The sequence below is a fragment of the Desulfuromonas versatilis genome (genome assembly GCF_019704135.1).
GTDB classification, from domain to species: Bacteria; Desulfobacterota; Desulfuromonadia; order Desulfuromonadales; family NIT-T3; genus Desulfuromonas_A; species Desulfuromonas_A versatilis.
In genome coordinates, this window is record NZ_AP024355.1 from 1,009,093 (window position 1) to 1,035,262 (window position 26,170).

The following is a 26,170-nucleotide window of genomic DNA, read 5'->3' on the forward strand; positions in this document are numbered from 1 at the left end:
GGAAATTTTACAAAAAATACGGGATAGGATTCCCAGGCTCAACCAGTGGTTTGAGCTAAGTCATGGAAAAATTAACAAAAATATTAAATGGCATTTTTGGTGCATTAGTTGTCGCCAACGGGAGACAGCATAAGAAAATGCCAAACTTCCTGCTTTTCTTTCAAGTATTTTCGCACGGTTGTCCTGATGTTAGAAGTAAAAACGTCCGGCTGAGGTGTGGCCTGATCATTTAAGGGACCCGGGTGGCCATTTGATTGCTAATTCCTAAGGGTGAGAATTTATCACCGTGTCTTGATGCCAGGAGGGGGCAGAGCTGGACATGTGATTGGATGCCCTCTTTTAACCAAAGGAGGAGACCGTGAAAAAGCAGCTTGCACGAGTAGTTGGAATGTTGCTGGCGGTGACGATGTGCCTGCCGCCAACGGCCTTCGCGGGCCGCACCCTCTCGGATGGGGACCTGCGGATGCTGGCCCCGGGGCCCTTGGCGAACGTCGTGGTGCCGGAGCCACCGGATCTCAATGACTACGTGACGGACCGCCAGGCCGCCATCCAACTGGGCAAGGCCTTTTTCTGGGACATGCAGGCGGGCAGCGACGAAGTCCAAGCTTGCGCCAGTTGTCATTTCCATGCGGGGGTCGACAATCGGGCCAAAAACCAGCTGACCCCGGGGCTTCTTGACCCCGAGGAACCTGATCCGCCCCTGTTCGACGTCACCCGCACCGGCGGTGGCGGCCCCAACTACACCCTGAACAAGCAGGACTTTTTCTTCCCCCGGGAATTCAACGACGTCGCCTCCTCGCAGGGGGTGTTCCATCGCCAGTTCGATGGCCTCAAGTGCACCACCAAGCGCTTCCTCTGGAAAGCTCCCGAAGAGGATTGCGTCGAGCTTTGCACCCCTCTGGATGACATTTTTCAGGTCCGGGGTGTCAAGACCCGGCGGGTCGAGCCCCGGCATACCCCCTCGGTCATCAACGCCGTGTTCAATCACCGCAATTTCTGGGACGGCCGCGCCAACAACCTGTTCAACGGCGTGAACCCCCTGGGCCTGCGGGGGATCGTCGATCCCAACGTGGGGATCTACGTCGCCAACTCCGGCGGCGGCGTAAACCTGGTACAGGTCACCCTGAAAAACGCCAGCCTCGCCTCTCAGGCGGTGGGACCGCCGGAAAGTCCCTTCGAGATGTCCTGCGACGGGAGGAAATTCCCCTTTATCGGTCGTAAATTGCTGGCCAAACAGCCGCTGGCCAAACAGCAGGTAAGTTTTCAGGACAGCGTCCTGAGCGGGTTGCGGCACTGGTCGGGCAAGGGGCTCAATACCAGCTACAAGGCCCTGATCCAGAAGGCCTTCCACCCCAAATACTGGTCTTCCAACGCCCAGATCAATATCCCGGACGTCGGCGCCTTCACCCAGATGGAGGCCAACTTCTCCCTGTTCTGGGGCCTGGCCATCCAGCTCTATGAAGCGACGCTGGTCTCCGATCAGACCCCCTTCGATCACTTCGCGGCGGGCAATGACCATGCCCTGAACGAGCAGGAGAAGCACGGCCTGGAGGTCTTTCTGACCAAGGGCAGATGCATCAATTGCCACGACGGTGCCGAGTTCACCGGCGCCTCGGTCCGGCTGCGCGCCAACCAGCCCGACGGCAACGAAGAGGCCATCGAGCGCATGGTCATGGGGAATAACCAGGTGGCGGTCTATGACGGCGGTTTCTACAACATCGGTGTGCGCAAGACCACCGAAGACCTGGGTGTCGGTGCAGATCTGGCCGGGTTCCCCCTCTCCTTCGCCCGCCAGGAAGTCGATGGTCCGAAAATCGACCAGTTCAATTTCGATCCGAACAATTTTGAAGTCCCTGGCCCTATCGTTCCCGGCGAGCGGGTAGCAGTGGACGGCGCCTTCAAAGTGCCCTCGGTGCGCAACGCCGAACTGACCGGGCCCTACTTCCACAGCGGCGGCTTCCTGAACCTGGAGCAGGTGGTGGAATTCTATGACAAGGGCGCCTTTGCGCCCTTCGGGTTCCACCAGGAAAACATCGAGAATCTCGATCCGGACATCGTCCCCCTCGGTCTGACGGATGCGGAAGAAAAGGCCCTGGTGGCATTTATGAAGGCGCTCACCGACGAGCGGGTCCGCTGGGAGAAGGCCCCCTTCGACCATCCGGAACTGTTTGTCCCCAACGGCCACCTGCTTAATGAAAACTTCGTGTTTGATTTCAACCGGGACGGCGAGGCCGAGGACAACCTGATGCGAATCCCTCCCGTCGGCAAATTCGGGCGGCAGCTGCAGGGCCTGCCTCCTCTGGGGCCGTTTTTAGAGTCGCCCTTCCAAATTTTCTAAGTTCTTGTCGATGATCATGCAGTGAAGGGGCAGGCGGGACTTGGAGGGGGCCCGCCTGCCCCTCTTTTTTGGGGGCGAACCTACCCTGATCCTTACCTGTCCGGGCATCTCTAATTAGCTTAAATATGCGAAAAATTGACAAAATTCCTGTTCGGGGGGATAATGAAACAGTAGATGTAGAGGGAGAAGTCTGCTCTTTGAAAACTGAACAGTCGACGCTTGAGACAGATGGCGGGAAAGACGTCAATCTGACAAAACAGAATCAATCTATACAGTTCATCAACTGGAGAGTTTGATCCTGGCTCAGAACGAACGCTGGCGGCGTGCTTAACACATGCAAGTCGAACGTGAATCACCCTTCGGGGTGAGGAAAGTGGCGCACGGGTGAGTAACACGTGGATAATCTACCCGGTGATCTGGGATAACATTCCGAAAGGAGTGCTAATACCGGATAAGCCCACGGGCTCTTCGGAGCCTGCGGGAAAAGGTGGGGACCTTCGGGCCTACTGTCATCGGATGAGTCCGCGTCCCATTAGCTAGTTGGTGGGGTAATGGCCTACCAAGGCTTCGATGGGTAGCTGGTCTGAGAGGATGATCAGCCACACTGGAACTGAGACACGGTCCAGACTCCTACGGGAGGCAGCAGTGGGGAATTTTGCGCAATGGGCGAAAGCCTGACGCAGCAACGCCGCGTGAGTGATGAAGGCCCTCGGGTCGTAAAGCTCTGTCAGAGGGGAAGAACCCCCTGTCGGTTAATATCCGGCAGGGCTGACGGTACCCTCAAAGGAAGCACCGGCTAACTCCGTGCCAGCAGCCGCGGTAATACGGAGGGTGCAAGCGTTGTTCGGAATTATTGGGCGTAAAGCGCGTGCAGGCGGTCATTTAAGTCTGATGTGAAAGCCCCGGGCTCAACCTGGGAAGTGCATTGGAAACTGGATGACTTGAGTACGGGAGAGGGTAGTGGAATTCCGAGTGTAGGGGTGAAATCCGTAGATATTCGGAGGAACACCGGTGGCGAAGGCGGCTACCTGGACCGATACTGACGCTGAGACGCGAAAGCGTGGGGAGCAAACAGGATTAGATACCCTGGTAGTCCACGCCGTAAACGATGGGTACTAGGTGTCGCGGGTATTGACCCCTGCGGTGCCGAAGCTAACGCATTAAGTACCCCGCCTGGGGAGTACGGCCGCAAGGCTAAAACTCAAAGGAATTGACGGGGGCCCGCACAAGCGGTGGAGCATGTGGTTTAATTCGACGCAACGCGAAGAACCTTACCTGGGTTTGACATCCCGATCGTACTCTATGGAAACATAGGGGTCAGTTCGGCTGGATCGGTGACAGGTGCTGCATGGCTGTCGTCAGCTCGTGTCGTGAGATGTTGGGTTAAGTCCCGCAACGAGCGCAACCCTTGTCCTTAGTTGCCATCATTAAGTTGGGCACTCTAAGGAGACTGCCGGTGTTAAACCGGAGGAAGGTGGGGATGACGTCAAGTCCTCATGGCCCTTATGTCCAGGGCTACACACGTGCTACAATGGCCGGTACAAAGGGAAGCAAGACCGCGAGGTGGAGCCAATCCCAAAAAGCCGGTCTCAGTTCGGATTGGAGTCTGCAACTCGACTCCATGAAGTTGGAATCGCTAGTAATCGCGCATCAGCATGGCGCGGTGAATACGTTCCCGGGCCTTGTACACACCGCCCGTCACACCACGGGAGTCGATTGTACCTGAAATCGGTGGGCTAACCTTCGGGAGGCAGCCGCTTATGGTATGGTCGGTAACTGGGGTGAAGTCGTAACAAGGTAGCCGTAGGGGAACCTGCGGCTGGATCACCTCCTTTCTAAGGAGCCTTTGAAGCCAGCAATGGCCGAGGCACCGACGTTACGCTGCCGAACAGGCAGCGGGTCCCGTCCACCTGTCGAAGCGCGGCTGTTCAGTTCTGAAATGACAGGCGAGTCCCGACCCGGCCCATTCGGCCGGGTTTTTCTTTGGCGCAGCGTCGGGCGGGGCCTCTGTTCCTCAAACCAGGCGTTCGGCTTTCTCCTGAAGTTCCTTGAGGACAAAGGGCTTGGCGATGAAATCGTCCACCCAGCCAACCAGCGAGTCGGGGATTTCATCGCCGGAGATTTTTGCGCTCATGGCCAGTATCGGGCAACCCATGGTTTCGGCGGACTGCTTCAGGGTGCGGGCGGCCGCGAGGCCGTCCAGGCTTCCGGGCAACATGAGATCGAGAATGATGAGGTCGGGTTTCTCCCGCTTCGCCATTTCCACCCCCTGAGTGGCATTGTCCGAGCGCAGGAAAACCTGCCCGAATCTGGCCAGGGCCGTTTCCACCAGCAGGCAGATTTCGGGCCGGTCCTCGATTATCAGGATTTTCTTCACCTGGCTTCACTCCTGAACGCAAGGGTTCGTCGTTACCTGGGCGCGCCGGGAACCGCGAACCATACGGTAGTCCCGCGGCCCAGGGCGCTTTCCACGCCGAGGCTGCCCCCGTGGGCCTCGACGATGTACTTGACGATGCTCATGCCAAGGCCCATCCCGCTGACCGCGGTGTCCGAGGTGTCGGCGCGGTAGAATTTGTCGAAAATCTTCTCTCGCTGCTCCTCGGACATGCCGATCCCCTGGTCCCTGACCTCGATGCGGTAGCCGCTCCCCTCCGGGCGACCGACAATCCGGATGGTGGTTCCCGGGTCCGAATATTTGACGGCGTTGCTGAGCAGGTTGACCAGCACCTGCCGCATGCGTTTGCGGTCCACGATCAGGTAGGTGTCGCTTGCGACCAGATCCACTTCAAACTGGTAGTTCCCCTGGTGGAGCCGAAGGAACGGTTCGGCCTTTTTCATCAGGTCCGAGGGGGTATACAGCCCTTTGCTGAGGGGGAGCGGTTGGCCCGCCTCGATGCGGGAGATGTCCAGAAAACTGCCGATGATCTCACCCATGGCGAAGCCCTGGTCCCTGATGATTTCGATGTAGCGGCGCTGTTCTTTCGGGGAGATGTCGGGCTTGGCGAGCAGGACCTCGGAAAAGCCGACGATGGAGGTCAGTGGAGAGCCGAGCTCATGGGCGGCCAGGGAGACGAATTCACTTTTCATGTGTTCGATTTCCCGCTCCTGGGTAACATCCTGCAAGATGGTGATCAGCCCGAGTTTTTGCCCTTCCCGATCCGAAATGGGTGACGCCTTGGCTTGGATGTAGACCGGATGCTTCGGGTCCCTGCCGGGGAGCCTGAAGTCGAAACGCCTGCCGGGGCGTTTGCCCAGGTGAACGAGAAACTTGATTTTGACCTCCTGGTCCTGGAACAGATCTTCGATCGGGCTGTTCTTGACTTCTCGGCAGGCGACGCCGAGCATCAGCTCTGCGGCTTGGTTCATCAGCAGGACCCGGTTGGCATCATCGGTCACTATCAACCCTTCGGCCACCGAGCGGAGGATGGTGTCGATGCGGTTGCGGGCCTGTTCCGACTCCTCCAGGGCCTCCTTCAGCTCCCTTTCCAGGTTTTTCCGCCGGGTGATGTCCCGCAGGGTCGCCAGCAGCGCCTTTTCGCCTTCCCATTCGGTCTCCACCACCATCATTTCCACGATCCCCGGCGGCTGGTTTTTGCCGATGACCTCGATCTCAATGGCTTCTCCCCCGGAAATCGGATAGCCGAAAGCCTCTCCCAGAAGCTCCTGGGGGGGGCGGCCGAACAATGTCCAGCAGGCCGGGTTGGCGAAGCGGATCAGCCCCTGTTCGTCGATGATCAGTATGGCGTCGGCGGATTTGTCGATGATGCTGCAAAAGCGATTCTCGCTGGCCTGCAGCATCTGCTCAAGTTCGGCCAGCGGGTATTGATCATTGGGCATCTGGTATTTCATAAGCCCTCCACCCGATTCCTGGAACCGTTACGCGCCGCGTTTACGAGTCCTTGAACAGCTCGCCGAGCCGTTCCAGTTCGCCGGCGGCCATCTGGGTCGGGTTGCCTCCCAGAATCCCGGTGACTCCCCGGAAGGGGGTGCCGATGTGCATCCCCTGTCCGTCGATGGTGAACTCGCGGATCTCCTTGTCGTGCATCGACCCCCGCATCTTGAGCACCGTCAGCCCCCGGCGGATGTCCCCGTACATCTCCACGTAGCGCAGCAGGATGATCGAATCGGTGATGGTCGAGATGTGGGCGTCGGTCACCGAGGTGCCCCCCAGCAGGGTCGGCGCCGTGGAGGTGAACAGCCCGGCGATCTCCTGGTGTTTGATGAAGGAGGTGACGCCGATGATGAATTCGCGGAAGCTCTTCAGCGTGGCCACCCGCTCCAGGGCGGAGAGGCTGTCGATGGCCACCCGGTTGGGCTGGAACTCCTCGATGATCTTTTTCATGTCGATCAGGTGCTCCTCGAGGCTGGCCACCTCCGGGTAGACGCAGATGACCTTGAGTTTGCCCTCGTTTTCCATGCGCTCGAAGTCCACCCCCCAGCCGGTGGCGTTGCGGAAGATCTGCTCCCGGCTCTCCTCGAAGGCCAGCAGCAGGCAGCGCTCGCCGTTGGCGGTGCCTCCGGCGAGAAACTCGGTCACCAGCAGGGTCTTGCCGGTTCCGGTGGCCCCGGAGACCAAAATGACCGAGTCGCGGTAGAAACCGCCGCCGCACATCCGGTCCAGTTCGTGGTTGCCCGAGGTAATGCGGATGTTGGAGGAGCGCTGACTCAATTCGATGGCCGACAGGGGCAGCACCACCATCCCCTCGCCCGGAACGATGGTGAAGGGCCACTCCCCTTTCTGGTGCGGGGTGCCGCGGAACTTGAGGATTTCGATGGTGCGACGCCGTTTCTCGCCCTCCAGGGCGTTGCGCAGGATGACCACGTTGTCGGCGACGAACTCCTCCACCCCGAAGCGGGCGATCTCGCCGTACTCTTCGGTGCGCTCGGCGGTCAGCAGGGCGGTGACCTCCAACTGCTTCAGAACCGTTGCGGTGCGGAACAGCTCGCGGCGAACCATGGCCCGGTCGGTGAATTTGGTGAAAATGGCGCCTATGGAATCCATCACCACCCGCTTGGCGCCGACTTTGCGCACCGCGTGCTCCACCCGGGCCAGCAGCGCGCCGAAATCATAGCTGCCGGCTTCGATCAGCTCCTCCGCGGGGTCCGGGGAAGCGTCGACGAACGCCCACTTCTCCTGTGCTTCCCAATCCTTCAAGGCCCAGCCCAGGCTGTGCATGTTGCGGCGGATGTCCTCGGGGGGCTCCTCGAAAGTGACAAACACCCCGGGCTCGTCGGCATGAACCAGCCCCGCGGCCAGAAACTGGCAGGCCAGAACTGTCTTGGCGCTGCCGGCGGTTCCCGAAACCAGCGTGGTGCGGCCTTTGGGCAGCCCTCCTTCGGCAATCAGATCGAACCCGGGGATGTGGGTGACCAGCTTTTCGATCCCAGTGGAGTTCGTCATAACCTTCCATCCTTTCAAAACCTTCAAGGTCTATGCAGATCCAGTCCGGCAAGAACTTTCTCGGTGTCGGACAAATCCCCAATGATGCGGCGTCTGGGGGGCGGAAGCTCCTTGATCAGGGTCGGCGTGGCGAGGATTTTTTCCTCCTCGGCCAGTTGGGGGCGCTCCAGAACATCGATGATCACCAGGTGGTAGCGGTCATCCAGATTGTGGTCGCAAATCCTTTTCAGGTTGGCGATGGAGAGCTCCGACCTGGGCGTCTTGCCGGTGACGAAGAGTTTCAGCAGGTACTTGTTCGGCATGTGCTCCCCCTTGTCATGTCCTCCCGGCATCCTTGGCGGGCCGCAGGGTGCCGATGGCGTAGTGCCGGTAGCTGGATGCCAGATAGCCCATCAATTCCACAAGCAACAGATGCCCCTCCTCGACATAGCCCTGAATTTTCGGCGGCTGGGCCTGCCTGCTGACATGCTGCAGGGCGGCCCGATGGATGTCGACCACATCGCGGGGCGTTCCCTTTAAAAATGCAATCCTTTCCGCCAGTTCACGCAGCACCTCACTCAGAGGCGGGTCCTTTTTATAGATCCGCATCTCCAGCGCCATCTCCATCCCCCGGGAATAATCACGAACCAGCTCCTCGAAAACGGTGGGGGCATACCGCGCCAGGGGAGCCACCTCCAGCAACTGGGCGGTAACGCTGACCTCCGGTCCTTTGCTCAGGCGCTCCAGGGTGCGGATCTGCTCCTCCTTGGCCGCCAATTGCTGCTTGCTGAACTGCTCCCTGGCGGTTTCCGCCTGCTTCAACCGGGTGATGTCGGTGACGATGGCCATCACCTGCAGCCCCTCCTCGCCGCGGGAATGGCTGAGGGAGATCTCCACGGGGAATTCGCTGCCGTCGCTGCGCCGTGCGGCAAGCTCCAGCCCCTTGCCCATCGGCCGGTTGCGGGGTTCGGCCATATAGCTTGCGCGATGTTCCAGGTGCGCCTGGCGATGGCGTTCGGGCAGGAGCATTTCCACACGCTGGCCGAGCATCTCCTCGCAGCGGTAGCCGAACAGCTCGCTGGTGCGCTGGTTGGTCCAGACGATCCGGCCGAGCCGATCCACCACCAGGACGCTTTCCGCAGCGTTCTCCAGCAGGCAGCGGAAGCTGACCTCGGAGGCTCGCTGAGCGATTTTTTGCGGGTCGACAGAATCCATGTTCCCCTGGCAGGTTGGTGGCGGCTGAGGTGTTGTCGAAATTATAACAATTCTGGTAATTAATTCAGTCGATAGGATGAATTTTCTTGGGGCCGGCGGAAGGGCGGAGGGATGGGGTCAGGGGGTGTATCGGCGCAGGTAGCGGCCCAGCGGGAACTTGCGGGCCGTGTTCTCCGAGCTCATGTAGCGGATCTTGCCGAAGATCGGGCGCTCCGGGCCCCAGGGGCGGTCGTAGCGCCCCAGGCACCAGAAGATGCCGCTGTAGCTGTTGGGGTCGCGGCCGTCGAGGGCGTACTTGTTATTGAGCTCGGTCATCACCTCGAGCGCCGCCCGGGGCGTGCGGGTCCATTCCAGGATCTTCTTTCCCCAGAGCATGCGCAGGTAGTTGTGCATTTTCCCCTCCCGCACCAGCTGCAATTGGGCGGCGTTCCACAGCGGGTCGTGGGTTGCGCTTCGCTCGAATTCCTCCAGGGTGTAGAGGTAGGGGCGCGGGTCGGACTCGTGCTCTTCGAGGGTCTGCCTGGCCCAGTCGGGGAGGGAAGCGAAATGCTGGTAATCGGTGCGAAAAGCGCAGCAGTTGTAGCCGAGCTCGCGCCAGGTGACCAGCTGGTCGAGAAAGGCCTCGGCCGGCCGGCTCATCCCCCACCAGCCTTCGCGCTTGCCCTTGGCGTCGGGCGAGAGATCGCCGATGGACCAGTTCTCCCGTTCGCTCAGGCGGTCGAAGATCTCGTGCACCGAAAGGTGCCCGAAATGCAGGTGGGCGGAGAGTTCGCTGGTCACCTCGCGCTCCGGCTCGTTGCGGTGCTCGGCGTAATCGGCCAGGCGCTCGTCCAGAAAACGGGTCAGCTGGCGGCGGGCGGCCAGAGTGCCGCCAGTGACGGGAGCGACGGCTACCCCGTGATCGAGGGGGAGCTTTGCCAGAGCCTCGGGCTTGGCGGCCAGCAGGTCTGGAGAGGCCGCCGGCCAGCACCTGGCGATGGCAGCGGGCAGCTGCTTCAGCATCGGCAGCCCTGCCCCCTGCAGGGGGTCTTTTCCCGGGAGCTCGTTCAGATGGCCGCGCAGCTCTTTTTGCAGAAAGCGGCGAAAGGCGTAGGCGCTGGGGTAGTCGCGCTCGGCGGCGCGCAGCGGCAGCAGGCCGTTGCTGTCCACCGCCTCGAGGAGAACCGGCAGCTTTCCGGCGGCGGCTTTGATCATGTGGGGCAGGAAAAAGGCCGGGAAATCGTCGGTCACCACCAGGCACGCCGGTTCGGCCAGGGCCAGCAGCAGCCCCTTGCCGGCGCCTTTTTCCGGCTCCACGTAGGGGTGGTAGAGGGCCGGGCGGCTGGCCAGGCGCCGGGCGTTGTCGGCCATCCCCTGCAGGATGAAGGCGTGCAGGCGGTCACTGGCCCAGGGGTAGTCGCAGCGCAGCGCTTCGAGGATGAGCAGCGGGCGGTTGAGTTCCCTGGCCTGTTCGACGGCGCGCTGCAGGGCGAAGTTCCAGCCGGTGCGGCGGAAGGCGATCATCCAGTAGAGGACGTATTCGCCTTTTTCGTTGACTGGTTGGTCGTTGGTTTTTCGTATGCGGATGCTGGGTACCTCTTGCATGCCTTATCCGTATTCGAAAGGGTGTCATTCAGGGGACTCGCCCCCTGACGGCGACCAAACTTTTGCTTGCCCAAAAGTTTGGATCAAAAGGGCACCCCCGTTGCCCCCGCCCGCCTGCGGCGGGTTCCCTGCGCTGCGCAGATGCTTGGGGACCGCTCACATTCGCTTTGCTCAACCTCGCGGCTGATCCCAAAACATCCCCTTCGCTCCGGCGGGGGCAAAGGGGGAGGGGGTACAATATTCTCGAACCTCCTCATACTCAGCGGGACTGGGCCGGCAGCAGGCCGAGCACGGTCTTTTCGGAGATCATCCCCTGTTCGACCAGGGCCGTTTTGAACCGCTCGCTGATGTCGCTGGCCAGCAGGCGCTCATAGCGGACATCCAGCACGTAGGTCTTGATCTTGAGCCGGGTGAGGAAGGTGCGGTCAAAGCTGTCCTCGATCATGACCTTGACCGGTTTTTTCAGAAAAGCGTAGGGGGAACAGGCCGCCGCCTCCCAGGCCAACGCCTTGGCCAGCTGCACATCGACGTGGGCCGGGAGGCTGAATTCCACCTCGACCATTTCGTCGAGGGCTCCCGAGTTGGAGTTGGAGACTGCCTGGCCAAGGACCATGGCATTGGGCAGGGTCACGGCACTGTCGCCGAAGGTGCGGATGCAGATGGAGCGCAGGCCGATATTGGTGACTTCGCCGTAATGGTCGCCGACCTCGATCATGTCGCCGACCTGGAAGGGGCGGTCGAAGAGGATCAGCACCCCGGCGATCAGGTTCTTGATCAGATCCTGCGCACCCAGGCCGATGGCCAGGCCCGCCGAGGCGCTGATGGCGATGATGGTGTTGAGCGGCGGGCTGAAGACCGCGAAGACCACAAAGGCGAAGGCGCCGATCCAGATGCCGAGCCGTAGTACCGGGAAGAGGCTGGCGATGAACAGCCGGTAACGGGGAAATTTTTCCGCCAGGCCGTCGGCAGCGTGGGCGAGCAGCCGCAGAAAAAGCCAGGTGAGCAGGAAAAAGGCCGCCGCGAGCGCCAGGCGCCAGAGGGAAAACTGCTCGATGATCGTGCGCAGGGTATCGTCTTTCACGGGCTCTCTCCTCAGTAGAGGATATGCTTGGCTTCCAGGGTGGCGGTCACCGCGCCGTGGAAGATGGGGTTGACCGACCAGGGGCCGGGCAGGCCGTCTTCCTCGAGCCCGCCGGAAACCAGCAGGTTGAGGCTCGCCAGGTAGTCGAGCTGCAGTCGGCTCTCCAGGGGGTCGAGGCGGAAAATCCGGGCATGCTCGGCGGCGGAGAGCACACCGTGGCCGAGGATTTCGGCCAGCGAGAAGTGGTACTTGGCCTCGAGATTGCGCAGAAAACCATGGTCGATGTCGCCGAGGTGGCAGGCGCGGATGGCGCCGGAGGCCTCGTCGTACTCCAGGCACAGCAGCCAGTAGTAAATGGCCGCTTCAATGTCGCCGCGGCTGGCGGCGTAGAGTTCCTTGAAAAAGCGCTCGGCCAGGACGTCCTGGCCCGTCGGTTTTTCGTCTTTGTCCTGCTCGGCGGAATCGCCAAGAAAGATAAGTGGATAGCCCGAGGTGCGCTGGCGGATCATCAGCACCTCGCGCAGCTGGTGTCGGTCCGAGAGCAGGGTGGTGACCTGGTGGGTGAAGTAGCGGGACACCTCAAGCTGATGGTTCATCCGCTCCCAGGGGGTCTTGCGGAAACTGACCATCCAGAGAAAATGCTGGCGGGTGGCCATCAGCACGTAGAAAAACGCCTTGGCGGCCCGGCTGCCGCCGATGACCCGCAGCGCGAGGTTGTGCCCCTCCTCGATCAGGACCATGCCGCGGGGCAGGGTCAGCAGCTGCTCGATCAGGGCCGCGAGGGACTCGAAATGCTGCTCGAGCCCGAACCACTGTTGGAACAGCCCCAGGATCTGCTCCTCGCTGGTCAGCCGCTGGTCGATGGAGGCGCGGATGAGATGGCCTCGGCTGCCGAACTCGCTGGCGAAACAGTTGGCCAGGGAGGTCTTGCCGCTGCCTTCGGGGCCAATCAGGGCGACGCTGCAGGGGCGGCCGGCCTCCCAGCGGCGGAAGATCTCCTCGAGGCACTTCAGCTCAGTCTCCCGGGCCACCAGGAATTCGCGGTTCTTCAGCGGCCCCAGGGTGAACAGGCGGCGATAGAGGGGCGGCAGCTGCTCGGCCCGCTGCAGGACCTCCGCACGGGTCGGCAGGTCGGTAAACTTGAGAAGGTCCGCGGAGCGGGGCAGGTCTTTGCCGATGGCCTTGCGAATCCCCTTGAGGTAGGCCGTGGCCCTGCTGAGCAGGTCGGCCTGGGCGCCGCCGGCGGCCTGGCGGCTTTCCTCGATCAGCTCGCCGACCCGCCGGCGGTACCCCGCCAGCCTTGCATCGATGCGCCGCCAGGCCCGGTGGAGCCAGGTGCCGGCCGCCGCCGGATGCTCCAGGGCCTGGTGCAGCTCCCGGACAACCTGCTGATGCTCCTCCCGCAGCTTTGTCGGCAGCCCCGACCAGAACTCCCGCAGCGGGGCGCAGGCCTCACGAAGCTTGGCGGGGAAGCCTTCGAGCAGGTCGAGGACCATCTTTTCGACGGCGGCCAGACCCAGGTGCAGATCCAGGGCGGCGTCCTGGGCCTCGGGGATGGCGGCCTTGGCCAACCCGGCGAGTTCCTCGGTGGCCATGTCCAGGTGGAAGCGGAGCCCGCGCCAGAGGTCGGCCAGCCGGCCCGAGGTCGATTCGCAGGCCTCGGCGTAGTCCCGCCCCAGGCGGTGCTCCTTGAGCTCACCGCCTGCGAGCAGCACACTGCGGGCCAGGCCCCGGGCTGCCAGCGGCCTGGGGGTGCCGTGCTCGAGAAGGTTCTGCAGGCGGGCACTCCAGCCGCCGGGTCTGGGGGCCAGGCCGGCCGGCCCCGGCGGCTCGGGGGGGGCCTCCTCGGGAAGCCGTCCCGCCGTTTCGCAATAGGCGGTATTGATTTTCTCCAGGATCGAGAGCACCGGCTTGCGAGGGGGCAACAGGGGGCGCAGTTGCTGTTCCAGGGCCGGGCGGATGCGGCGAAACAGCAAGGCCTCCCGGGCATCGATGACCTCGATCAACTGCCTGAAGTGTTCCGGCGCAAGGGTTTTTTTGCCGCGGCAGCCGGCAAGTGCCTCGGCGAGCGCCTCGCGGCTGGCACCGACACCTTCGGCGGCCGCGGCGCAGGCCGATTCCAAAACCCCGGTGGTCTGCTCCACCTGTTGGGATGCCGCGGCGAGGGTTTGTTCGAAGGTCCGGTCGAAATCGACGAAAAAACGCTCGCGCCAGTTTTCCTCAAAGGTGTCGACGGGCCTTTCCTGATCGTTCATTGGCGGGTCTCCGGAGCCCATGCTCACAGCCATTTTTTCTTCTTGAAGAAAACAACCATCGCCCCGCCCATGAGGCAGATCACCAGCCAGAAGACGGGGTAGCTCCATTTCCACTTGAGTTCGGGCATGAACTCGAAATTCATGCCGTAGATGCCGGCGACGAAGGTCAGGGGGATGAAGATGGTGGCCATGATGGTCAGCACCTTCATCACCTCGTTCATGCGGTTGCTGATGCTCGAGAGGTAGAGGTCGAGCTGGCCGCCGATGATGTCGCGCAGGGTCTCCACGGTATCGACCACCTGGATGGTGTGGTCGTAGACATCGCGCAGAAAGACCCCGGTGGCTTCCCTGATCAGGGCCGACTCTTCCCGGTGCAGGCTGCTGAGCACCTCGCGCAACGGCCAGATCGACTTGCGCAGCAGGATCATCTCGCGTTTGAACTCGTGGATCTTCTGCAGGGTGGCGGGGGTGGGATCGGTGACCAGCTCGTTCTCGAGCAGTTCGACCTGGTCGCCGATCTTCTCCAGGATGTGGAAGTAGCTGTCGACTACCGCGTCGAGCAGGGCGTAGGCGAGGTAGTCGGGCCCGCTGGCACGGATGCGCTTGCGGCCGCTGCGGATGCGCTCGCGCACCCCGTCGAACACGTCCCCCTCGCGCTCCTGGAAGGAGATGACGTAGGTTGGGCCGAGGATCAGGCTGACCTGCTCGCTCTTGATCTCGTTTTTATCTGCATCGAAGTGCAGCATGCGCATGACGATGAACAGGTAGTCTTCGTAGGCTTCGACCTTGGGCCGCTGTTCGGTGCTGAGGATGTCCTCCATGACCAGCGGGTGCAGTCCGTAGCAGCCGCCCAGGGTTTCGATAACGTTCACCTCGTGCAGGCCATCGACGTTGACCCAGGAGACGCTGTCGGTCTGCCTGAGCGGGCAGCATTTTCCCACCTCGGCGATAGGGATTTCAACCTCGCTCAGCTTCTCGGCGCTGTAGTCGATGACCCGGATGCGGGCCTGTTCGGTTTTCTTGGCCCCGGTATGCACCAGGGTGCCGGGCGAGGCGCCGATCTTCTTGGCCGGTTTGCGGATCAGTTTTCTGGGCACTAGCTCAATCCTCCCAGGTGCCGGGACAGAATTGCCAACGGGCGGTTGGCCTCTATAATTGATCAGCGTAAATAGTATCAAACATTCGGCTTTAGGGAAATTTCCGAAATCCGGAAAAGGGGGTTTTTATGACAGAAAAAATCCGCGTCGGCATCAGCTCCTGTCTGTTGGGGGAAAAGGTACGCTACGACGGCGGCCATAAGCTCGACCGGCTGATCCGCGATACCCTGGGCCACTTCCTCGAGTTCGTTCCCGTCTGCCCCGAGGTGGAGCTCGGCCTGCCGACCCCCCGCGAGACGCTGCGCCTGGTGGGCGACCCGGAGCACCCTCGTCTGGTGTTCTCCCGCAGCGGCAAGGACATCACCGGACCCATGGAGGCTTGGGCGCGGAAAAGGGTCGGCGAACTGGAGGCCGAGCAGCTGTGCGGGTTCATCTTCAAGAGCCGCTCCCCCTCCAGCGGCATGGAGCGGGTCAAGCTCTACGATCGCAACGGGGTGCCCAACAAGCAGGGTGTCGGGGTGTTCGCCCGGGTGTTCATGGAGCATTTCCCCCTGCTGCCGGTGGAGGAGGACGGGCGGCTGCACGACAACCGGTTGCGGGAAAATTTCATCGAGTGCCTGTTTACCTTCAAGCGCTGGCGTGAGGCCCTGGCGCGGGGGCTGAGCCGGGGGAACCTGGTCGATTTCCACACCCGCCACAAACTGCTGCTGCTCGCCCACAGTCCCGAGACCTACCGGCAGATGGGCAAACTGGTGGCGGCTGCCGGAACGCTGCAGCCGGAGACGCTCTACACGCAGTACGAGGCGCTGCTGATGAAGGGGATGCGCCTCAAGCCGACGGTGAAAAAACACATCAACGTGCTCCAGCACCTGCTGGGGTACTTCAAGAACCAACTGAGCGCCGACGAGAAGCAGGAGGTGCTGGAGCTCATCGAGCATTACCGCCTGGGGCATGTCCCGCTGATCGTGCCGATCACCCTGATCAATCATTACGTGCGCAAGTACGCCCAGCCCTATCTCAAACAGCAGCTCTACCTCAACCCCCACCCGCTGGAGCTGCAGCTGCGCAACCATGTCTGAGACAGAGCCCAGGGGGGCCTCGACCTGCGGCTTTCAATCAGCTATCATGGCCCCATGAAAATCGCCCTGCTGATTGCCTACCTGCTGGTGCTGGCCGCCGGCCACGCCCTGCGCACCCTCAACCTCAACCACCTCAAGCGCCACGGCGCGGAGGTGCCGGAGGGCTTCGAGGGGGCCATCGACCCTTGCCAACTGCGGCGCACCAGCGCCTACACCCTGGAGTGCAGCCGGCTGGGGCAGTTCGAGCCGCTGCTGGACAGCGCCCTGCTGCTGCTGTTTCTCTTCGGCGGGCTGCTGCCGGTCTACGACCGCTGGATTGCCGGGGCGACCGGTTCCTTCGTGCTGCAGGGGGTGCTCTTCTTCTTCGGCCTGCAGTTGGCCAAGGGGGTGTGCGACATCCCCTTCAGCCTCTACCGGAATTTTTGCATCGAAGCCCGTTACGGCTTCAACACCATGAGCCTCCGGCTTTGGCTGAGCGATCTGGGCAAGGGACTCGCGCTGGGGATGGTCCTGGGGGGAGCGCTGCTCGGTGGGGCCTTCTGGCTGGTCTCGGCCAGCCCCGAGGGCTGGTGGCTGTGGGTCTGGGGCTTTTTCGCCCTGTTCACCCTGCTGCTGATGTACGTCTCGCCCTACCTGATCGAGCCGCTGTTCTTCAAGTTCGAGCCGGTGCGCGAGCAGGGGCTCGAAGAGCGGATCCGTTCGCTGATGGAACGGGCCGGACTCAGGGTCAGTCGGGTGTTCCAGGTCGACGCCTCACGGCGCAGCCGCCACTCCAACGCCTATTTCACCGGCATCGGCCGGGTCAAGCGGATCGTGCTGTTCGACACCCTGCTCGAGCAGATGAGCCAGGATGAGGTCCTGGCGGTCTTGGCCCACGAGGTCGGCCACTGGAAAAAACGCCATATCCTCAAGCGGCTGCTGGTCACCGAGCTGCTCGCCCTGGGTGGGCTGTACCTGGCCTGGCGCCTCGTCGAGTGGGGCGGGCTGCCGGGGCTGCTGGGGCTGGAACAGGCTTCCTTCGCCGCTCAGCTGGTGATCCTCTCGTTTCTGGGCAGCATCGCGGGCTTCCCCTTCACCCCCCTGTCCAGTTGGCTGTCGCGGCGCGACGAATGGCAGGCCGACCGCTTTGCCCGCGAGCTGACCGGGGAGCCTGAAGCGCTGGCTTCGGGGCTGGTCAAGCTGTCCCGCGAGAACCTGGCCAACCTGCACCCGCATCCCCTGTATGCGGCGGTTTTCTACTCCCACCCTCCGGTGGTTGAGCGGGTGCGGCGGCTGCGGCAGCCCTGAGCGGCGCTATGAAGTGTTTCTCCCCCCTGCCGGGACGGCGCAGGAGCAGCGGTTAGCGGCAGTCCCCGGCGAACCAGATCCAGGGGCCCTTTTCCGGGCTGTTCCAGCGAATCCACCCCTCGGCGCTGGCGGCTTTGACTGCACTCGGGTCCGCTGCGCAGAGGCGCGAGGGCTGGGTGACTTTGACCCGCATCCAGTCCCCCGAGGTCTCCAGGGGTTCGATTTCATGGCTGGCGCCGATCCAGGCCACCAGCTCCGCCTTGGCGTCGGGCCCGCCCCGCAGGGCGTGACGCACTTCGGCCTTGCGGTATTCCAGGGCCGCTCCCTCCGCCGAAAACCACTCGTTCCAAAGTTTTACTTCCAGAGGGCGGCCGCCCAGCCGCAGGTGGTCGACGTGGGCCCAGCCCAGGCTCGCGTCGTCGGAGCCGGGCGGGGCGTAGCGAAGGCGGAACCAGCCGTCCTCCCGGACCTCCACCACCTGCAGGGCGAGAGCCTGGGTGCGGGTGGGGACCAGGGCGCGGGTGAGCAACGGGCGTTTGCTCACCGGTGGCACGCTGTCGACGATCCAGCCGTTGATCAGCCAGCCAAGGTGCTCTCCGGGAGAGCTGTACATGGGCAGCGCCATGTCGCTGATCCAGTCGGCGCCCGCCTGGTTGAGCTCCGTCGGAGCCAGGGTCCCTACGCCGAGATGATCGTCCTTCAGGTCGAGAACGCTCAGCAGGTCGACGGAGGAGCGGGGCGGGCGGGGGGCGGGCAGGGGGGCGGGCAGCGGCGGGGCGGCGAGAAGGCCGGGTTGGGCCGGGAAATCCAATCGGGGGACGGCGGGGGCCGCCGACTGACAGCCGGCAACCAGGAAGGCCAGCAGGCCGAGGCCCGCAAGAAGGTTTCCTCTCATCATTCCTCTCCTTGGTTTCAGGGGCATGGCAACGCGATATCCGCTCCCGCCAGCTGCGGGAGCCGGGGCGCCGGCGAGGCGCCGGGCTACCGCACTGGTATAACCCAAAACCTTCGGGGGAACAACCGCTAAACGCCCCTTAAGCTTTGGGGCGGGAGCAGGCCCTGCAGGTGGGTCACTGGAATTGACGGGGCCAGGGAGGAGCTGCCGCCTCGATGAGATCCCTTGACAGCCCGGGGCCCGGCAATGTATTTAAGGAGAGTTTTATTTTTGCGTTTACCTCATTTTTTTCCATGCAGAAAGGAAACCAGATGAAAAGGGCTTTTCTCATCACGATCGCAATTCTTTCCGTCGCGCTGATGGCCGGTGGCGCCCTGGCCGCCGACACCCCCGCACCCAAGGCCTGGAAACAGTACGGCCGGCCCGGGGGGCAGAAGCTGGTGCTCAAGGACATGAAAGACAAGATCAGCTACAGCATCGGCCTCAATATCGGCAAGGACTTCAAGGAAAACGGCATGGATATCGATGCCGACATCCTCGCCCAGGGGATCCGCGACGTCATGGCCGGCGGCGAACTGCTGATGAACGACCAGGAGATCCAGGAAACCCTGATGGCCTTCCAGCAGGAGGCCGTCGCCAAGCAGCAGGAGAAAATGAACGCCCTGGCCACCGAGAACCTCAAGGCGGGAGAGGCCTTCCTCGCAGAAAACAGCAAGAAGGAAGGGGTGGTCACCCTGCCCAGCGGCCTGCAGTACAAGATCGTCACCGAAGGCGCCGGCAAGTCTCCGGCCGCCGAGGATACCGTGACCGTTAACTACCGCGGCACCCTGGTCGACGGCACCGAGTTCGACAGCTCCTACAAGCGCGGCGAGCCCGCCACTTTCCCGGTCAACGGCGTGATCGCCGGCTGGACCGAAGCCCTGCAGCTGATGAAGGAAGGCGCCAAGTGGGAACTGTTCATCCCCAGCTCGCTGGCCTACGGGGAGCGGGGCGCCGGGCGGGTCATCGGGCCCAACTCGGCACTGGTCTTCGAAGTCGAACTGCTCAAGGTCCAGTAAGTCGGCCCCCTGGGGTCTTTTCAACACTGGCCGCCCGGGTCGGCACCTGCCGAACCGGGCGGCTTTTTTTTCACCACCTCCGGCCGCGCCGAGGGCGGCTTGTCGCCGGGAGAGGAGAGGTCGATGATTGTAGCAAAGACGGGTGATCGGGTCAGGGTGCATTACACCGGAAGGCTCGAGGACGGCACGGTTTTCGACTCCTCGCGGGAGCTCGATCCGCTGGAGTTTGTCCTGGGGCGCGGGGACGTCATCCCTGGTTTCGACCAGGCGGTTTCCGGTATGGCCCCCGGTGAGTGCAAGACGGTGACCATCCTCCCGGAGCAGGCCTACGGCCCCCATCAGGAGGAGATGGTGGCCTGCGTGCCGATCAAGGACTTGGGGATTTCCGGCGAGCTGACCGTCGGTCAGCAGCTCGAAGTGACCCAGGAAGAGGGCCCGGCCTTTCTGGTCATGGTGGCGGCCCTCGACGAGGAGACCGTGACCCTCGATGCCAACCATCCGCTTGCCGGTCGGAATCTGGTGTTCGACCTGGAGCTGCTCGCAATCGGCTGAGGCGGTCGGCGGTGGCGGCCGTCACTTAAGCTCCCGGCACTTGTTAAACAGGGAAAAAACAGGTATTTTTTTACTGAACCCGGGCAGCAGGAGGGTCCAGCCTGCGGCTGGGGTCCGGGCGAGATGAATTCAGGGAAATGCTCCTGGGGAGGGTGGCCGTGCTCAGAAACAAAATTCTGCTGGCAGACGATCCCGAACTGCAGCAGTGCATGGAACGCTCGATTTTCAGCCGGGGCAGCTTTGCCCTGCAGGTGATCGGAAACGGGCGGCAGGCTTTCGAATTCATCGAGGAGCACGACCCGGTGCTGGTCATCCTCACCCTCGATATGGAGGAGTGGGGGGGAGACGAATGCTGCCGGCGGGTGAAGGACGACCCCTTTTTACGTTCGACACCGATTCTGCTGGTGGCCCGGTCCGACCGGGAACAGGACCTCTCCCGCTGCCGGCAGGCCGGTTGCAACGACATTGTGCCCCGTCCCATCGACGGCCAGCACCTGCTGGTGACCGCCTGCAACCAGCTCAACATCGTGGACCGGGCACCGCTGCGTTGGGAGGCCGCGCTGGAGGCCCGGGTGCTGGGACGGGCGCGCAAGCCCTGGCGGGGCAGGATCCTGAATCTCAACACCGGAGGAGCCTTCATTCAGGCCGGACAGCTGGAGCCGGTCGACAATCTGGTCGAAATCGAATTCGCCCTTCCCGAGCTGCCCGCTGCAATCCTCTGCCAGGGTCGGGTCGCCTGGGTGAATCACCCCGAGTGGATAAAAAACCCGCGTCTGCCCAGCGGCATGGGGGTGGAGTTTCTCGACCTCAAGCCCCAGGACCGGGAGGCCATCCAGGCCTTTGTCGATCCGGCCGGCAAGGCCCGCTCAACCGGAACCGGCGGCGAGCGCTAGCCATGGCATCCGTTGAAGAGGTGCTTCAGTACTGGTTCGGGAACGCTCCCGGGGCCGCCGCATCCCGGGAGCGAACCCGTTTCTGGTTTGCCGGTGGCGAGGCGGTCGACCGCGAGATTCGCCAACGGTTCGGGGACCTTGTGGAAGACGCCGCGGCGGGGGATCTCGACCCGTGGCGGCAATCCGACCGCGGCACCCTCGCCCTGATCATCCTGCTCGATCAGTTCCCCCGCAACATTCACCGCGGCAGCGCTCTGGCCTATGCCTGCGACGCGCGGGCCCTGCAGCTGGCTCTCGATGGCATGGCCGCCGGCCAGGACCGTTCTCTTACCACCGTGGAACGGGCATTTTTCTACCTGCCGCTGGAGCACGCCGAAGACCTGGAGATCCAGCGAAAGTCGGTGCGGGCCTTCGAAGAGCTGCTGGCCGAAGCTCCTGCCGCCCTGCGACCCCTGTGCGAGGGCTTTCTCGATTACGCCTGGAAGCACCTGCGGGTCATCGAACGCTTCGCCCGCTTCCCCCATCGCAACGCCGCGCTTGGGCGACCCTCCAGCGCCGAGGAGGAAGAGTTCCTGCGCCAGCCCGGATCATCCTTCTGAGCGATCCTTGAAGTCCCCGCTGGGGATCAGGCGTCCCTCGACATCAGGACAGTTCCAGTAATAAACCCAGGCTCTTACCCGCTCTTCCCCCTCGATGGTTACCAGGGTTTGCCGACGCAGGTAAACGCTGTCCGGCTCGTTGCGCGGGTCGTACTCCTCGAGGCCATCCAGCGCCGCCAGGGTTTCGGCATAGCTGCCGGCGGCAAGCTCCAGCAGTTCCCCCCACACCCGGCCCGGTTCGGGCAGCAGGTAGGGGTAGCCCCCCTCGGCGACATAGTACAGTCGCCCCTCCACGCTCCCCCGACGCTCGGCGATGGTTCGCCCTTTCAGGAACCGGGGATAGTTTTTCTCCCCGGGGCGCAGGGTTCCGTAAACGAAAATCGGCAGTCTCTGCTGCCGGGCTTCGGTTTTCTCATCCGTTTCAGGCGGCATTTGGCCTTGCCCCTTCCGTCTGCTTGAAAAAATTCCAATGTTTTATAATCTTAAAGGATTCCGCCAGTCCGAATGGATGCCTTGGCATCCTGGTCTTGCTTCACCGGAGGTCTCGGTTTGATGCCCGATGAACTCGCTATGCGCAAATTTGTCGCCCCCGAATTCGTCTTCGGCCCGGGAGCCCGACTTCTGGCCGGGCGTTATGCGCGCAATCTCGGGGGCAGGCGCGTGCTGGTGGTCAGCGACCCCGGGGTGGTCGGGGCCGGTTGGGCCGGCCAGGTTGTCGAGAGCCTGGCCGCCGAAGGGTTGGCCACTACCCTGTTCAGCAAGGTGACGCCCAACCCGCGCACCGAAGAGGTCATGGCGGGGGTTGCGGCCTACCGGGAGGCCGGCTGCAACGCCATCGTCGCCGTGGGCGGAGGCAGTCCCATGGACTGCGCCAAGGGGATCGGCATTGTCTGTTCCAACCATCGACCCATCCTGGAATTCGAGGGGATCGACCGTATCGGCGCGCCGATGCCTCCGTTGATCTGTATTCCCACCACCGCGGGAACCTCCGCCGACGTATCCCAGTTCGCCATTTTCACCGACTCGCAGCGGCGGGTCAAGGTGGCGATCGTCAGCAAGGCGGTGGTCCCCGACGTCGCCCTGATCGATCCGCAGACCCTGCCCAGCATGGGGCCTTACTTGGGGGCCTGCACCGGCCTCGATGCCCTGACCCATGCCATCGAGGCCCATGTCTCAAGCGCCCACTCCCCCATGACCGACCTGCACGCCCTGGAGGCCATCCGTCTGCTGGTGAAATACCTCCCGGCTTCCCTCAAGGAGCCGGAGAACCTGGACCTGCGCGGGAAGGTCATGCTTGGCAGCCTGCAGGCCGGCCTGGCCTTTTCCAATGCCATCCTCGGTGCCGCCCACGCCATGGCCCACAGCCTGGGCGGCTACCTCGATCTGCCCCACGGCGAGTGCAATGCCATCCTGCTCGACGAGGTCATCGCCTTCAATTACCCGGCCGCCCCAGAACGGTTCGACGCCATCGCTAGGGCAATGGGCCTCGAGCTGCCGGACGCCCCCCCCGAAGAGCGCTGCTCCATTCTGGTGGAGGGGGTGCGGAGCCTGAAGCGGGCCGTCGGTCTCACCCGTCACCTGGGCGATCTCGGCGTGACCCGGAAGGATTTGCCCGGGCTCAGCAGGCACGCCCTGACCGACCCATGCATGGTCACCAACCCGCGCTTCCCGGACCAGCGCGACATCGAGGTTCTGTATGAAAAAAGCCTTTGATGTCCGCGCCGATTACGAAAGGATGCGCCGGCAGCTGATCGGTCTCGGCGAGGGCTCCTTTCGCAAGAGCCACTATCCCCAGCTGCAGCAGCGGTTGGCGGAGCTGGAGCGGTTCCGCTCCCTGCTGGATCACTCCAACGACGCGATATTTCTGCTGGAGGCCGCTTCCGGGAAGATCGTCGACTTCAACCTGACCGCCTGCAGGTTGTGCGCTTGCGAGCGGGAGCTGTTGAGTTCCAGCAAACTCGTCGATTTCGCCCATCTCAGTGGCGTGGGCAGCAGACAGACGGCCCCGGGGCGGGAACTGGTGACCACCACCCTGGCCACCCGGGACGGTGGCGAGATACCGGTGGAAATCACCCTCAGCGAAGTGACCTTCGACGGGGTCGCCTACCAGGTTGCGGTGGTGCGCGACATCGCCCGGCGGGTGCAGGCCAGGCAGGAACTCGAAAGCCACCAGGTCCTGCTCAATTCGGTGCTCAACAACTCGGACAACGCCTTTCTGGCTCTTGATGAGAAACGCCGGGTGATCTACTACAACGAGCACTACCTCAGGCTCTACCCTTTCGGCCGCGAATTCATGGACGCCAGTCCTAGCATCGAACAGCTCATCCGCCAAGCCTGCCGGATCGGAATCTATCCCTGTGAGCAGGTCGAAGAGCTGATCGCCCGGCGGATCCAGCAAATGGAATCCTCGAGTCCGGTCAACCGGGTGGAAACCCCCCGCCTGGACGGGGTCGATATCGAAGCCATCGTGACCAAACTCCCCGGCGGTGGATTTCTGGTCACCTTTCGCGATGTCACCGAGCGGCGGCTGAGCGAGGCGGCGGTCCGGGAGAGCGAGGAGCGCTTTCGCTCGGTCTTCGAAATCAGTGCCGCCGGGATCCTGATCCTGTCCCCCGAGGGGCGTATTGTGCAGGCCAATCCAGCCTTCTGCAGGTTCGTCGGGTACTCGCGCCAGGACCTGCTCGACCACCCGCTGACCGAGCTTAGCAGCTTCGACGATCGCTCCAGTTTCGAGCGCGATTACCAGGCGGTGGTCCGGGGGCGCAGCCCGGTAGCCACCCTGGAGAAAAGATTTGTCTGCAAGGACGGCAGCATCGTCTGGGGGCATACCACGGTGGCCTGCGTGGTCGATACCGTACCCCGGCCCCTGTACTGCATCGCCGTCATCCAGGATGTCACCGATCGCAAAAAGGCCGAAGAGGCGCTTCGCGAAAGCGAGGAGCGGTTCCGCTCCATCTTTGAAAACGCCGCGGCCGGCATGGGGGTCATCGCCGTCGACGGGCGCTTCCTCCAGGTCAACCAGGCGCTGTGCAGGTTTCTCGGCTACAGCCGGGAGGAGTTGCTCGGCCGCGGGATGCTCGACGTGACCAGCGCCGAAGACCGGGAGCTGATTTTGCGGCTGTTCGAGGAGGTGCGTGGCGGCCGCCAGCAGGTATTCAACTTCGAGCGGCGGTTTCTGCGCAAGGACGGGAGCATCGTCTGGGGGCAGACCACCAGTGCCTGGCTGCTTGACGAATCCTTTGTCCCAAGTTATGCCGTGGTCCTGGTGCAGGACATCACCGATCGCAAACAGGCGGTTCTCGGCCTGCAGAAGGCGCTGCGCGAAACCGAGGCGGCCCGCAAGGAAATCGACGCCATCCTGCGCTCGGTCGCCGATCCCCTGGTGGTCACCGATGATGCCGGACGCATCACCATGATGAACCGGGCCGCCGAGGAGGCCTTCGGCGCCAGGCTCTCCGAGGCGATCACCCGGCCCCTGGACAATTTCATCCGTGACCGGTTTGCCGAAAGCGGATCTTCCGTTTCACTGGTGAAGGGCGGCGGCAAAGGGCCGCGGCTGCTCGAGCTTCCGGGGGCGGATCCCCGGCATCCACGCTTTTTCCAGGCCCGGCGCTCGCTGTTCCACGACCCCGCGGGCCGCCAGGCCGGGCTCATCGTACTGTTTCGGGACATCACCCGCGAGCGCGAGATCGACCGGATGAAGACCGATTTCATTTCCACGGCGGCTCACGAACTGCGCACCCCGCTGACCTCGATTCTCGGCTTTTCCCAGGTGCTGCTCGATCCCGAAGGGCTGCGCAGCGAGGAGCAGAGGGAGTTTCTGCAGTACATCCATGACCGGGGGCTGGCCCTGGCTGGGATCGTCAGCGAGCTGCTGGATATCGCCCGCATCGAATCGGGCCAGGGGCTGGTCCTGCAGCGTTTCCCCTGCACTCCGGCGGAAATCCTCAACCTGATGGATCCGCTGATGAAGACCGCGGGCCAGGGGCACCTGTTTGAGGTCGCCCTGGAAAACCAAGGGGTGCGGTTGCTGGTCGACAAGGCAAAAACCGGGCAGGTGCTGGAGAACCTGCTCAGCAATGCGATAAAATACTCTTCAAAGGGGGGGCGGATCAGCATCTCCGGGCAGCCCACCGGGGGGGTGTACCGGTTCGTCGTCTCCGACCAGGGAATGGGCATGAGCCCCGATCAGGTGGCCAGGGTATTTGACAAGTTTTACCGGGCCGATGCCTCCAATACGGCTATTGGCGGGGTCGGCCTGGGGATGAGCATTGTGCGCTATATCGTCGAGGCTCATGGTGGCAAGATCTGGGTCGAAAGCGAACTGGGCAGGGGGACCGCGGTATTCTTCACCCTGCCGCTGGCTTCGCCGGAACTCCAGTCGGAAAACCAGGCCAGCCGGAGTGGGGAGGAATGAAGAGGATTCTGATCGTCGACGACCAGCCCGAGGTAAAAAAACTTCTCGAAGTCGTGCTGCGCCAGCCGGACCGGGAATTCCTCAGCGCTTCAAGCGGGGTGGAAGCCCTCCAGCTGGCCCGTCAGCAGTGCCCCGATCTCATTCTGCTCGATGTCATGATGCCCGGGGGGATGGACGGTTACCAGGTGTCGCGGATTCTTAAGGGCGACCCGAGCACCGCAGGCTGTGCCATCATCGCCATGACCGCCAGGGTCCAGGAGCAGGACCGCATCGACGCCATGGCCGCCGGAGCCGATGATTACGTCGGCAAGCCCTTCGATATGGGGACTTTGAAGGAGAAGGTCGCCCGCTACCTGGAAGCCTGCTGAGGATTGCAGGACGCTGGAAACAACAACGGCATCCGCGAGGATGCCGTTGTTGTTTGCGAGTCGGGTCCGAAG

21 protein-coding genes and 1 rRNA gene are annotated in these 26,170 nt (G+C 62.9%); 11 read left to right on the plus strand and 11 right to left on the minus strand.

Going from position 1 to position 26,170, the window contains the following annotated elements; genetic code table 11:
• Positions 1-358 precede the first annotated feature (358 nt).
• Positions 359-2,338: a cytochrome-c peroxidase gene (locus DESUT3_RS04440; RefSeq protein ID WP_221251251.1), complete on the plus strand. Its 1,980-nt coding sequence runs from the start codon at positions 359-361 to the stop codon at positions 2,336-2,338.
• Positions 2,339-2,618: 280 nt separating this feature from the next.
• Positions 2,619-4,173, plus strand: a 16S ribosomal RNA gene (locus DESUT3_RS04445).
• 179 nt (positions 4,174-4,352) lie between these two features.
• Here the strand turns inward: DESUT3_RS04445 and DESUT3_RS04450 are convergent.
• The 9 genes from DESUT3_RS04450 to corA all read right to left on the minus strand — a co-directional run bounded on the left by DESUT3_RS04450 (position 4,353) and on the right by corA (position 14,950).
• Positions 4,353-4,715 (minus strand): response regulator transcription factor, encoded by a 363-nt coding sequence (locus DESUT3_RS04450; RefSeq protein WP_221251252.1) that lies wholly within the window; start codon positions 4,713-4,715, stop codon positions 4,353-4,355.
• A 32-nt stretch (positions 4,716-4,747) separates the two neighbouring features.
• Entirely contained in the window at positions 4,748-6,187 is a 1,440-nt protein-coding gene (locus DESUT3_RS04455; protein ID WP_221251253.1) for a PAS domain-containing sensor histidine kinase, read from the minus strand.
• Between the two features lie 40 nt (positions 6,188-6,227).
• Positions 6,228-7,739: a circadian clock protein KaiC gene (gene kaiC, locus DESUT3_RS04460; RefSeq protein WP_221251254.1), complete on the minus strand. Its 1,512-nt coding sequence runs from the start codon at positions 7,737-7,739 to the stop codon at positions 6,228-6,230.
• A gap of 23 nt (positions 7,740-7,762) precedes the next feature.
• A complete protein-coding gene (locus DESUT3_RS04465; protein ID WP_225911625.1) occupies positions 7,763-8,041 on the minus strand; it encodes a circadian clock KaiB family protein in 279 nt (92 codons plus the stop codon).
• A 13-nt stretch (positions 8,042-8,054) separates the two neighbouring features.
• Positions 8,055-8,933, minus strand: coding sequence for a PAS domain S-box protein (locus DESUT3_RS04470; RefSeq protein WP_221251256.1), 879 nt, complete (start codon positions 8,931-8,933; stop codon positions 8,055-8,057).
• Positions 8,934-9,050: 117 nt separating this feature from the next.
• On the minus strand, positions 9,051-10,517 hold the full coding sequence (locus tag DESUT3_RS04475) for a deoxyribodipyrimidine photolyase (protein ID WP_221251257.1): 1,467 nt from the start codon (positions 10,515-10,517) through the stop codon (positions 9,051-9,053).
• A 259-nt stretch (positions 10,518-10,776) separates the two neighbouring features.
• The gene (locus tag DESUT3_RS04480) at positions 10,777-11,598 is read right to left on the minus strand and encodes a mechanosensitive ion channel family protein (RefSeq protein ID WP_221251258.1); all 822 of its coding nucleotides are present in this window, start codon (positions 11,596-11,598) and stop codon (positions 10,777-10,779) included.
• An 11-nt stretch (positions 11,599-11,609) separates the two neighbouring features.
• On the minus strand, positions 11,610-13,853 hold the full coding sequence (locus DESUT3_RS04485) for an ATP-binding protein (RefSeq protein WP_221251259.1): 2,244 nt from the start codon (positions 13,851-13,853) through the stop codon (positions 11,610-11,612).
• 23 nt (positions 13,854-13,876) lie between these two features.
• Entirely contained in the window at positions 13,877-14,950 is a 1,074-nt protein-coding gene (gene corA, locus DESUT3_RS04490; protein WP_221251260.1) for a magnesium/cobalt transporter CorA, read from the minus strand.
• A 128-nt stretch (positions 14,951-15,078) separates the two neighbouring features.
• On the opposite strand from corA, the gene DESUT3_RS04495 reads away from it, so the two are divergent.
• Positions 15,079-16,029, plus strand: a complete 951-nt coding sequence (locus DESUT3_RS04495) for a YbgA family protein (RefSeq protein WP_221251261.1) — start codon at positions 15,079-15,081, stop codon at positions 16,027-16,029.
• Between the two features lie 54 nt (positions 16,030-16,083).
• The gene (locus DESUT3_RS04500) at positions 16,084-17,316 is read left to right on the plus strand and encodes a M48 family metallopeptidase (RefSeq protein ID WP_221251262.1); all 1,233 of its coding nucleotides are present in this window, start codon (positions 16,084-16,086) and stop codon (positions 17,314-17,316) included.
• A gap of 52 nt (positions 17,317-17,368) precedes the next feature.
• Here the strand turns inward: DESUT3_RS04500 and DESUT3_RS04505 are convergent, their stop codons facing one another.
• Positions 17,369-18,214: a hypothetical protein gene (locus tag DESUT3_RS04505; RefSeq protein WP_221251263.1), complete on the minus strand. Its 846-nt coding sequence runs from the start codon at positions 18,212-18,214 to the stop codon at positions 17,369-17,371.
• 308 nt (positions 18,215-18,522) lie between these two features.
• Between DESUT3_RS04505 and DESUT3_RS04510 the strand changes: the two genes are divergently transcribed.
• From DESUT3_RS04510 to DESUT3_RS04525, 4 genes are all read left to right on the plus strand, one after another.
• Complete coding sequence (locus DESUT3_RS04510; protein WP_221251264.1) at positions 18,523-19,269, plus strand: FKBP-type peptidyl-prolyl cis-trans isomerase; 747 nt, start codon at positions 18,523-18,525, stop codon at positions 19,267-19,269.
• A gap of 123 nt (positions 19,270-19,392) precedes the next feature.
• Positions 19,393-19,821 (plus strand): FKBP-type peptidyl-prolyl cis-trans isomerase, encoded by a 429-nt coding sequence (locus tag DESUT3_RS04515; protein WP_221251265.1) that lies wholly within the window; start codon positions 19,393-19,395, stop codon positions 19,819-19,821.
• Between the two features lie 158 nt (positions 19,822-19,979).
• Positions 19,980-20,714: a response regulator gene (locus DESUT3_RS04520; RefSeq protein ID WP_221251266.1), complete on the plus strand. Its 735-nt coding sequence runs from the start codon at positions 19,980-19,982 to the stop codon at positions 20,712-20,714.
• A 2-nt stretch (positions 20,715-20,716) separates the two neighbouring features.
• Positions 20,717-21,313 carry a DUF924 family protein gene (locus DESUT3_RS04525; protein ID WP_221251267.1) on the plus strand — a complete coding sequence of 199 codons (597 nt, stop codon included), beginning with the start codon at positions 20,717-20,719 and terminating at the stop codon, positions 21,311-21,313.
• Here DESUT3_RS04525 and DESUT3_RS04530 read toward each other — a convergent pair.
• Positions 21,302-21,745 carry a gamma-glutamylcyclotransferase family protein gene (locus DESUT3_RS04530; RefSeq protein WP_221251268.1) on the minus strand — a complete coding sequence of 148 codons (444 nt, stop codon included), beginning with the start codon at positions 21,743-21,745 and terminating at the stop codon, positions 21,302-21,304. The genes DESUT3_RS04525 and DESUT3_RS04530 overlap by 12 nt on opposite strands.
• 120 nt (positions 21,746-21,865) lie before the next feature.
• On the opposite strand from DESUT3_RS04530, the gene ercA reads away from it, so the two are divergent.
• The 3 genes from ercA to DESUT3_RS04545 are packed head-to-tail and all read left to right on the plus strand — an operon-like array spanning position 21,866 to position 26,098.
• A complete protein-coding gene (ercA, locus tag DESUT3_RS04535; RefSeq protein WP_221251269.1) occupies positions 21,866-23,026 on the plus strand; it encodes an alcohol dehydrogenase-like regulatory protein ErcA in 1,161 nt (386 codons plus the stop codon).
• Positions 23,010-25,730 carry a PAS domain S-box protein gene (locus DESUT3_RS04540; protein WP_221251270.1) on the plus strand — a complete coding sequence of 907 codons (2,721 nt, stop codon included), beginning with the start codon at positions 23,010-23,012 and terminating at the stop codon, positions 25,728-25,730. Before ercA ends, DESUT3_RS04540 begins: the two co-directional genes overlap by 17 nt.
• Entirely contained in the window at positions 25,727-26,098 is a 372-nt protein-coding gene (locus DESUT3_RS04545; RefSeq protein WP_221251271.1) for a response regulator, read from the plus strand. Before DESUT3_RS04540 ends, DESUT3_RS04545 begins: the two co-directional genes overlap by 4 nt.
• The last annotated feature ends 72 nt before the right edge of the window (positions 26,099-26,170 follow it).

Excerpts from the sequence above, each read along its gene's own strand:
- kaiC (WP_221251254.1), bottom strand. The coding sequence starts at position 7,739 with ATGACGAACTCCACTGGGATCGAAAAGCTGGTCACCCACATCCCCGGG.
- DESUT3_RS04495 (WP_221251261.1), top strand. The coding sequence starts at position 15,079 with ATGACAGAAAAAATCCGCGTCGGCATCAGCTCCTGTCTGTTGGGGGAA.
- DESUT3_RS04470 (WP_221251256.1), bottom strand. The coding sequence starts at position 8,933 with ATGGATTCTGTCGACCCGCAAAAAATCGCTCAGCGAGCCTCCGAGGTC.
- DESUT3_RS04500 (WP_221251262.1), top strand. The coding sequence starts at position 16,084 with ATGAAAATCGCCCTGCTGATTGCCTACCTGCTGGTGCTGGCCGCCGGC.
- DESUT3_RS04465 (WP_225911625.1), bottom strand. The coding sequence starts at position 8,041 with ATGCCGAACAAGTACCTGCTGAAACTCTTCGTCACCGGCAAGACGCCC.
- DESUT3_RS04545 (WP_221251271.1), top strand. The coding sequence starts at position 25,727 with ATGAAGAGGATTCTGATCGTCGACGACCAGCCCGAGGTAAAAAAACTT.
- DESUT3_RS04525 (WP_221251267.1), top strand. The coding sequence starts at position 20,717 with ATGGCATCCGTTGAAGAGGTGCTTCAGTACTGGTTCGGGAACGCTCCC.
- DESUT3_RS04475 (WP_221251257.1), bottom strand. The coding sequence starts at position 10,517 with ATGCAAGAGGTACCCAGCATCCGCATACGAAAAACCAACGACCAACCA.
- DESUT3_RS04530 (WP_221251268.1), bottom strand. The coding sequence starts at position 21,745 with ATGCCGCCTGAAACGGATGAGAAAACCGAAGCCCGGCAGCAGAGACTG.
- DESUT3_RS04515 (WP_221251265.1), top strand. The coding sequence starts at position 19,393 with ATGATTGTAGCAAAGACGGGTGATCGGGTCAGGGTGCATTACACCGGA.
- DESUT3_RS04510 (WP_221251264.1), top strand. The coding sequence starts at position 18,523 with ATGAAAAGGGCTTTTCTCATCACGATCGCAATTCTTTCCGTCGCGCTG.
- DESUT3_RS04540 (WP_221251270.1), top strand. The coding sequence starts at position 23,010 with ATGAAAAAAGCCTTTGATGTCCGCGCCGATTACGAAAGGATGCGCCGG.
- ercA (WP_221251269.1), top strand. The coding sequence starts at position 21,866 with ATGCCCGATGAACTCGCTATGCGCAAATTTGTCGCCCCCGAATTCGTC.
- DESUT3_RS04485 (WP_221251259.1), bottom strand. The coding sequence starts at position 13,853 with ATGAACGATCAGGAAAGGCCCGTCGACACCTTTGAGGAAAACTGGCGC.
- DESUT3_RS04505 (WP_221251263.1), bottom strand. The coding sequence starts at position 18,214 with ATGATGAGAGGAAACCTTCTTGCGGGCCTCGGCCTGCTGGCCTTCCTG.
- DESUT3_RS04455 (WP_221251253.1), bottom strand. The coding sequence starts at position 6,187 with ATGAAATACCAGATGCCCAATGATCAATACCCGCTGGCCGAACTTGAG.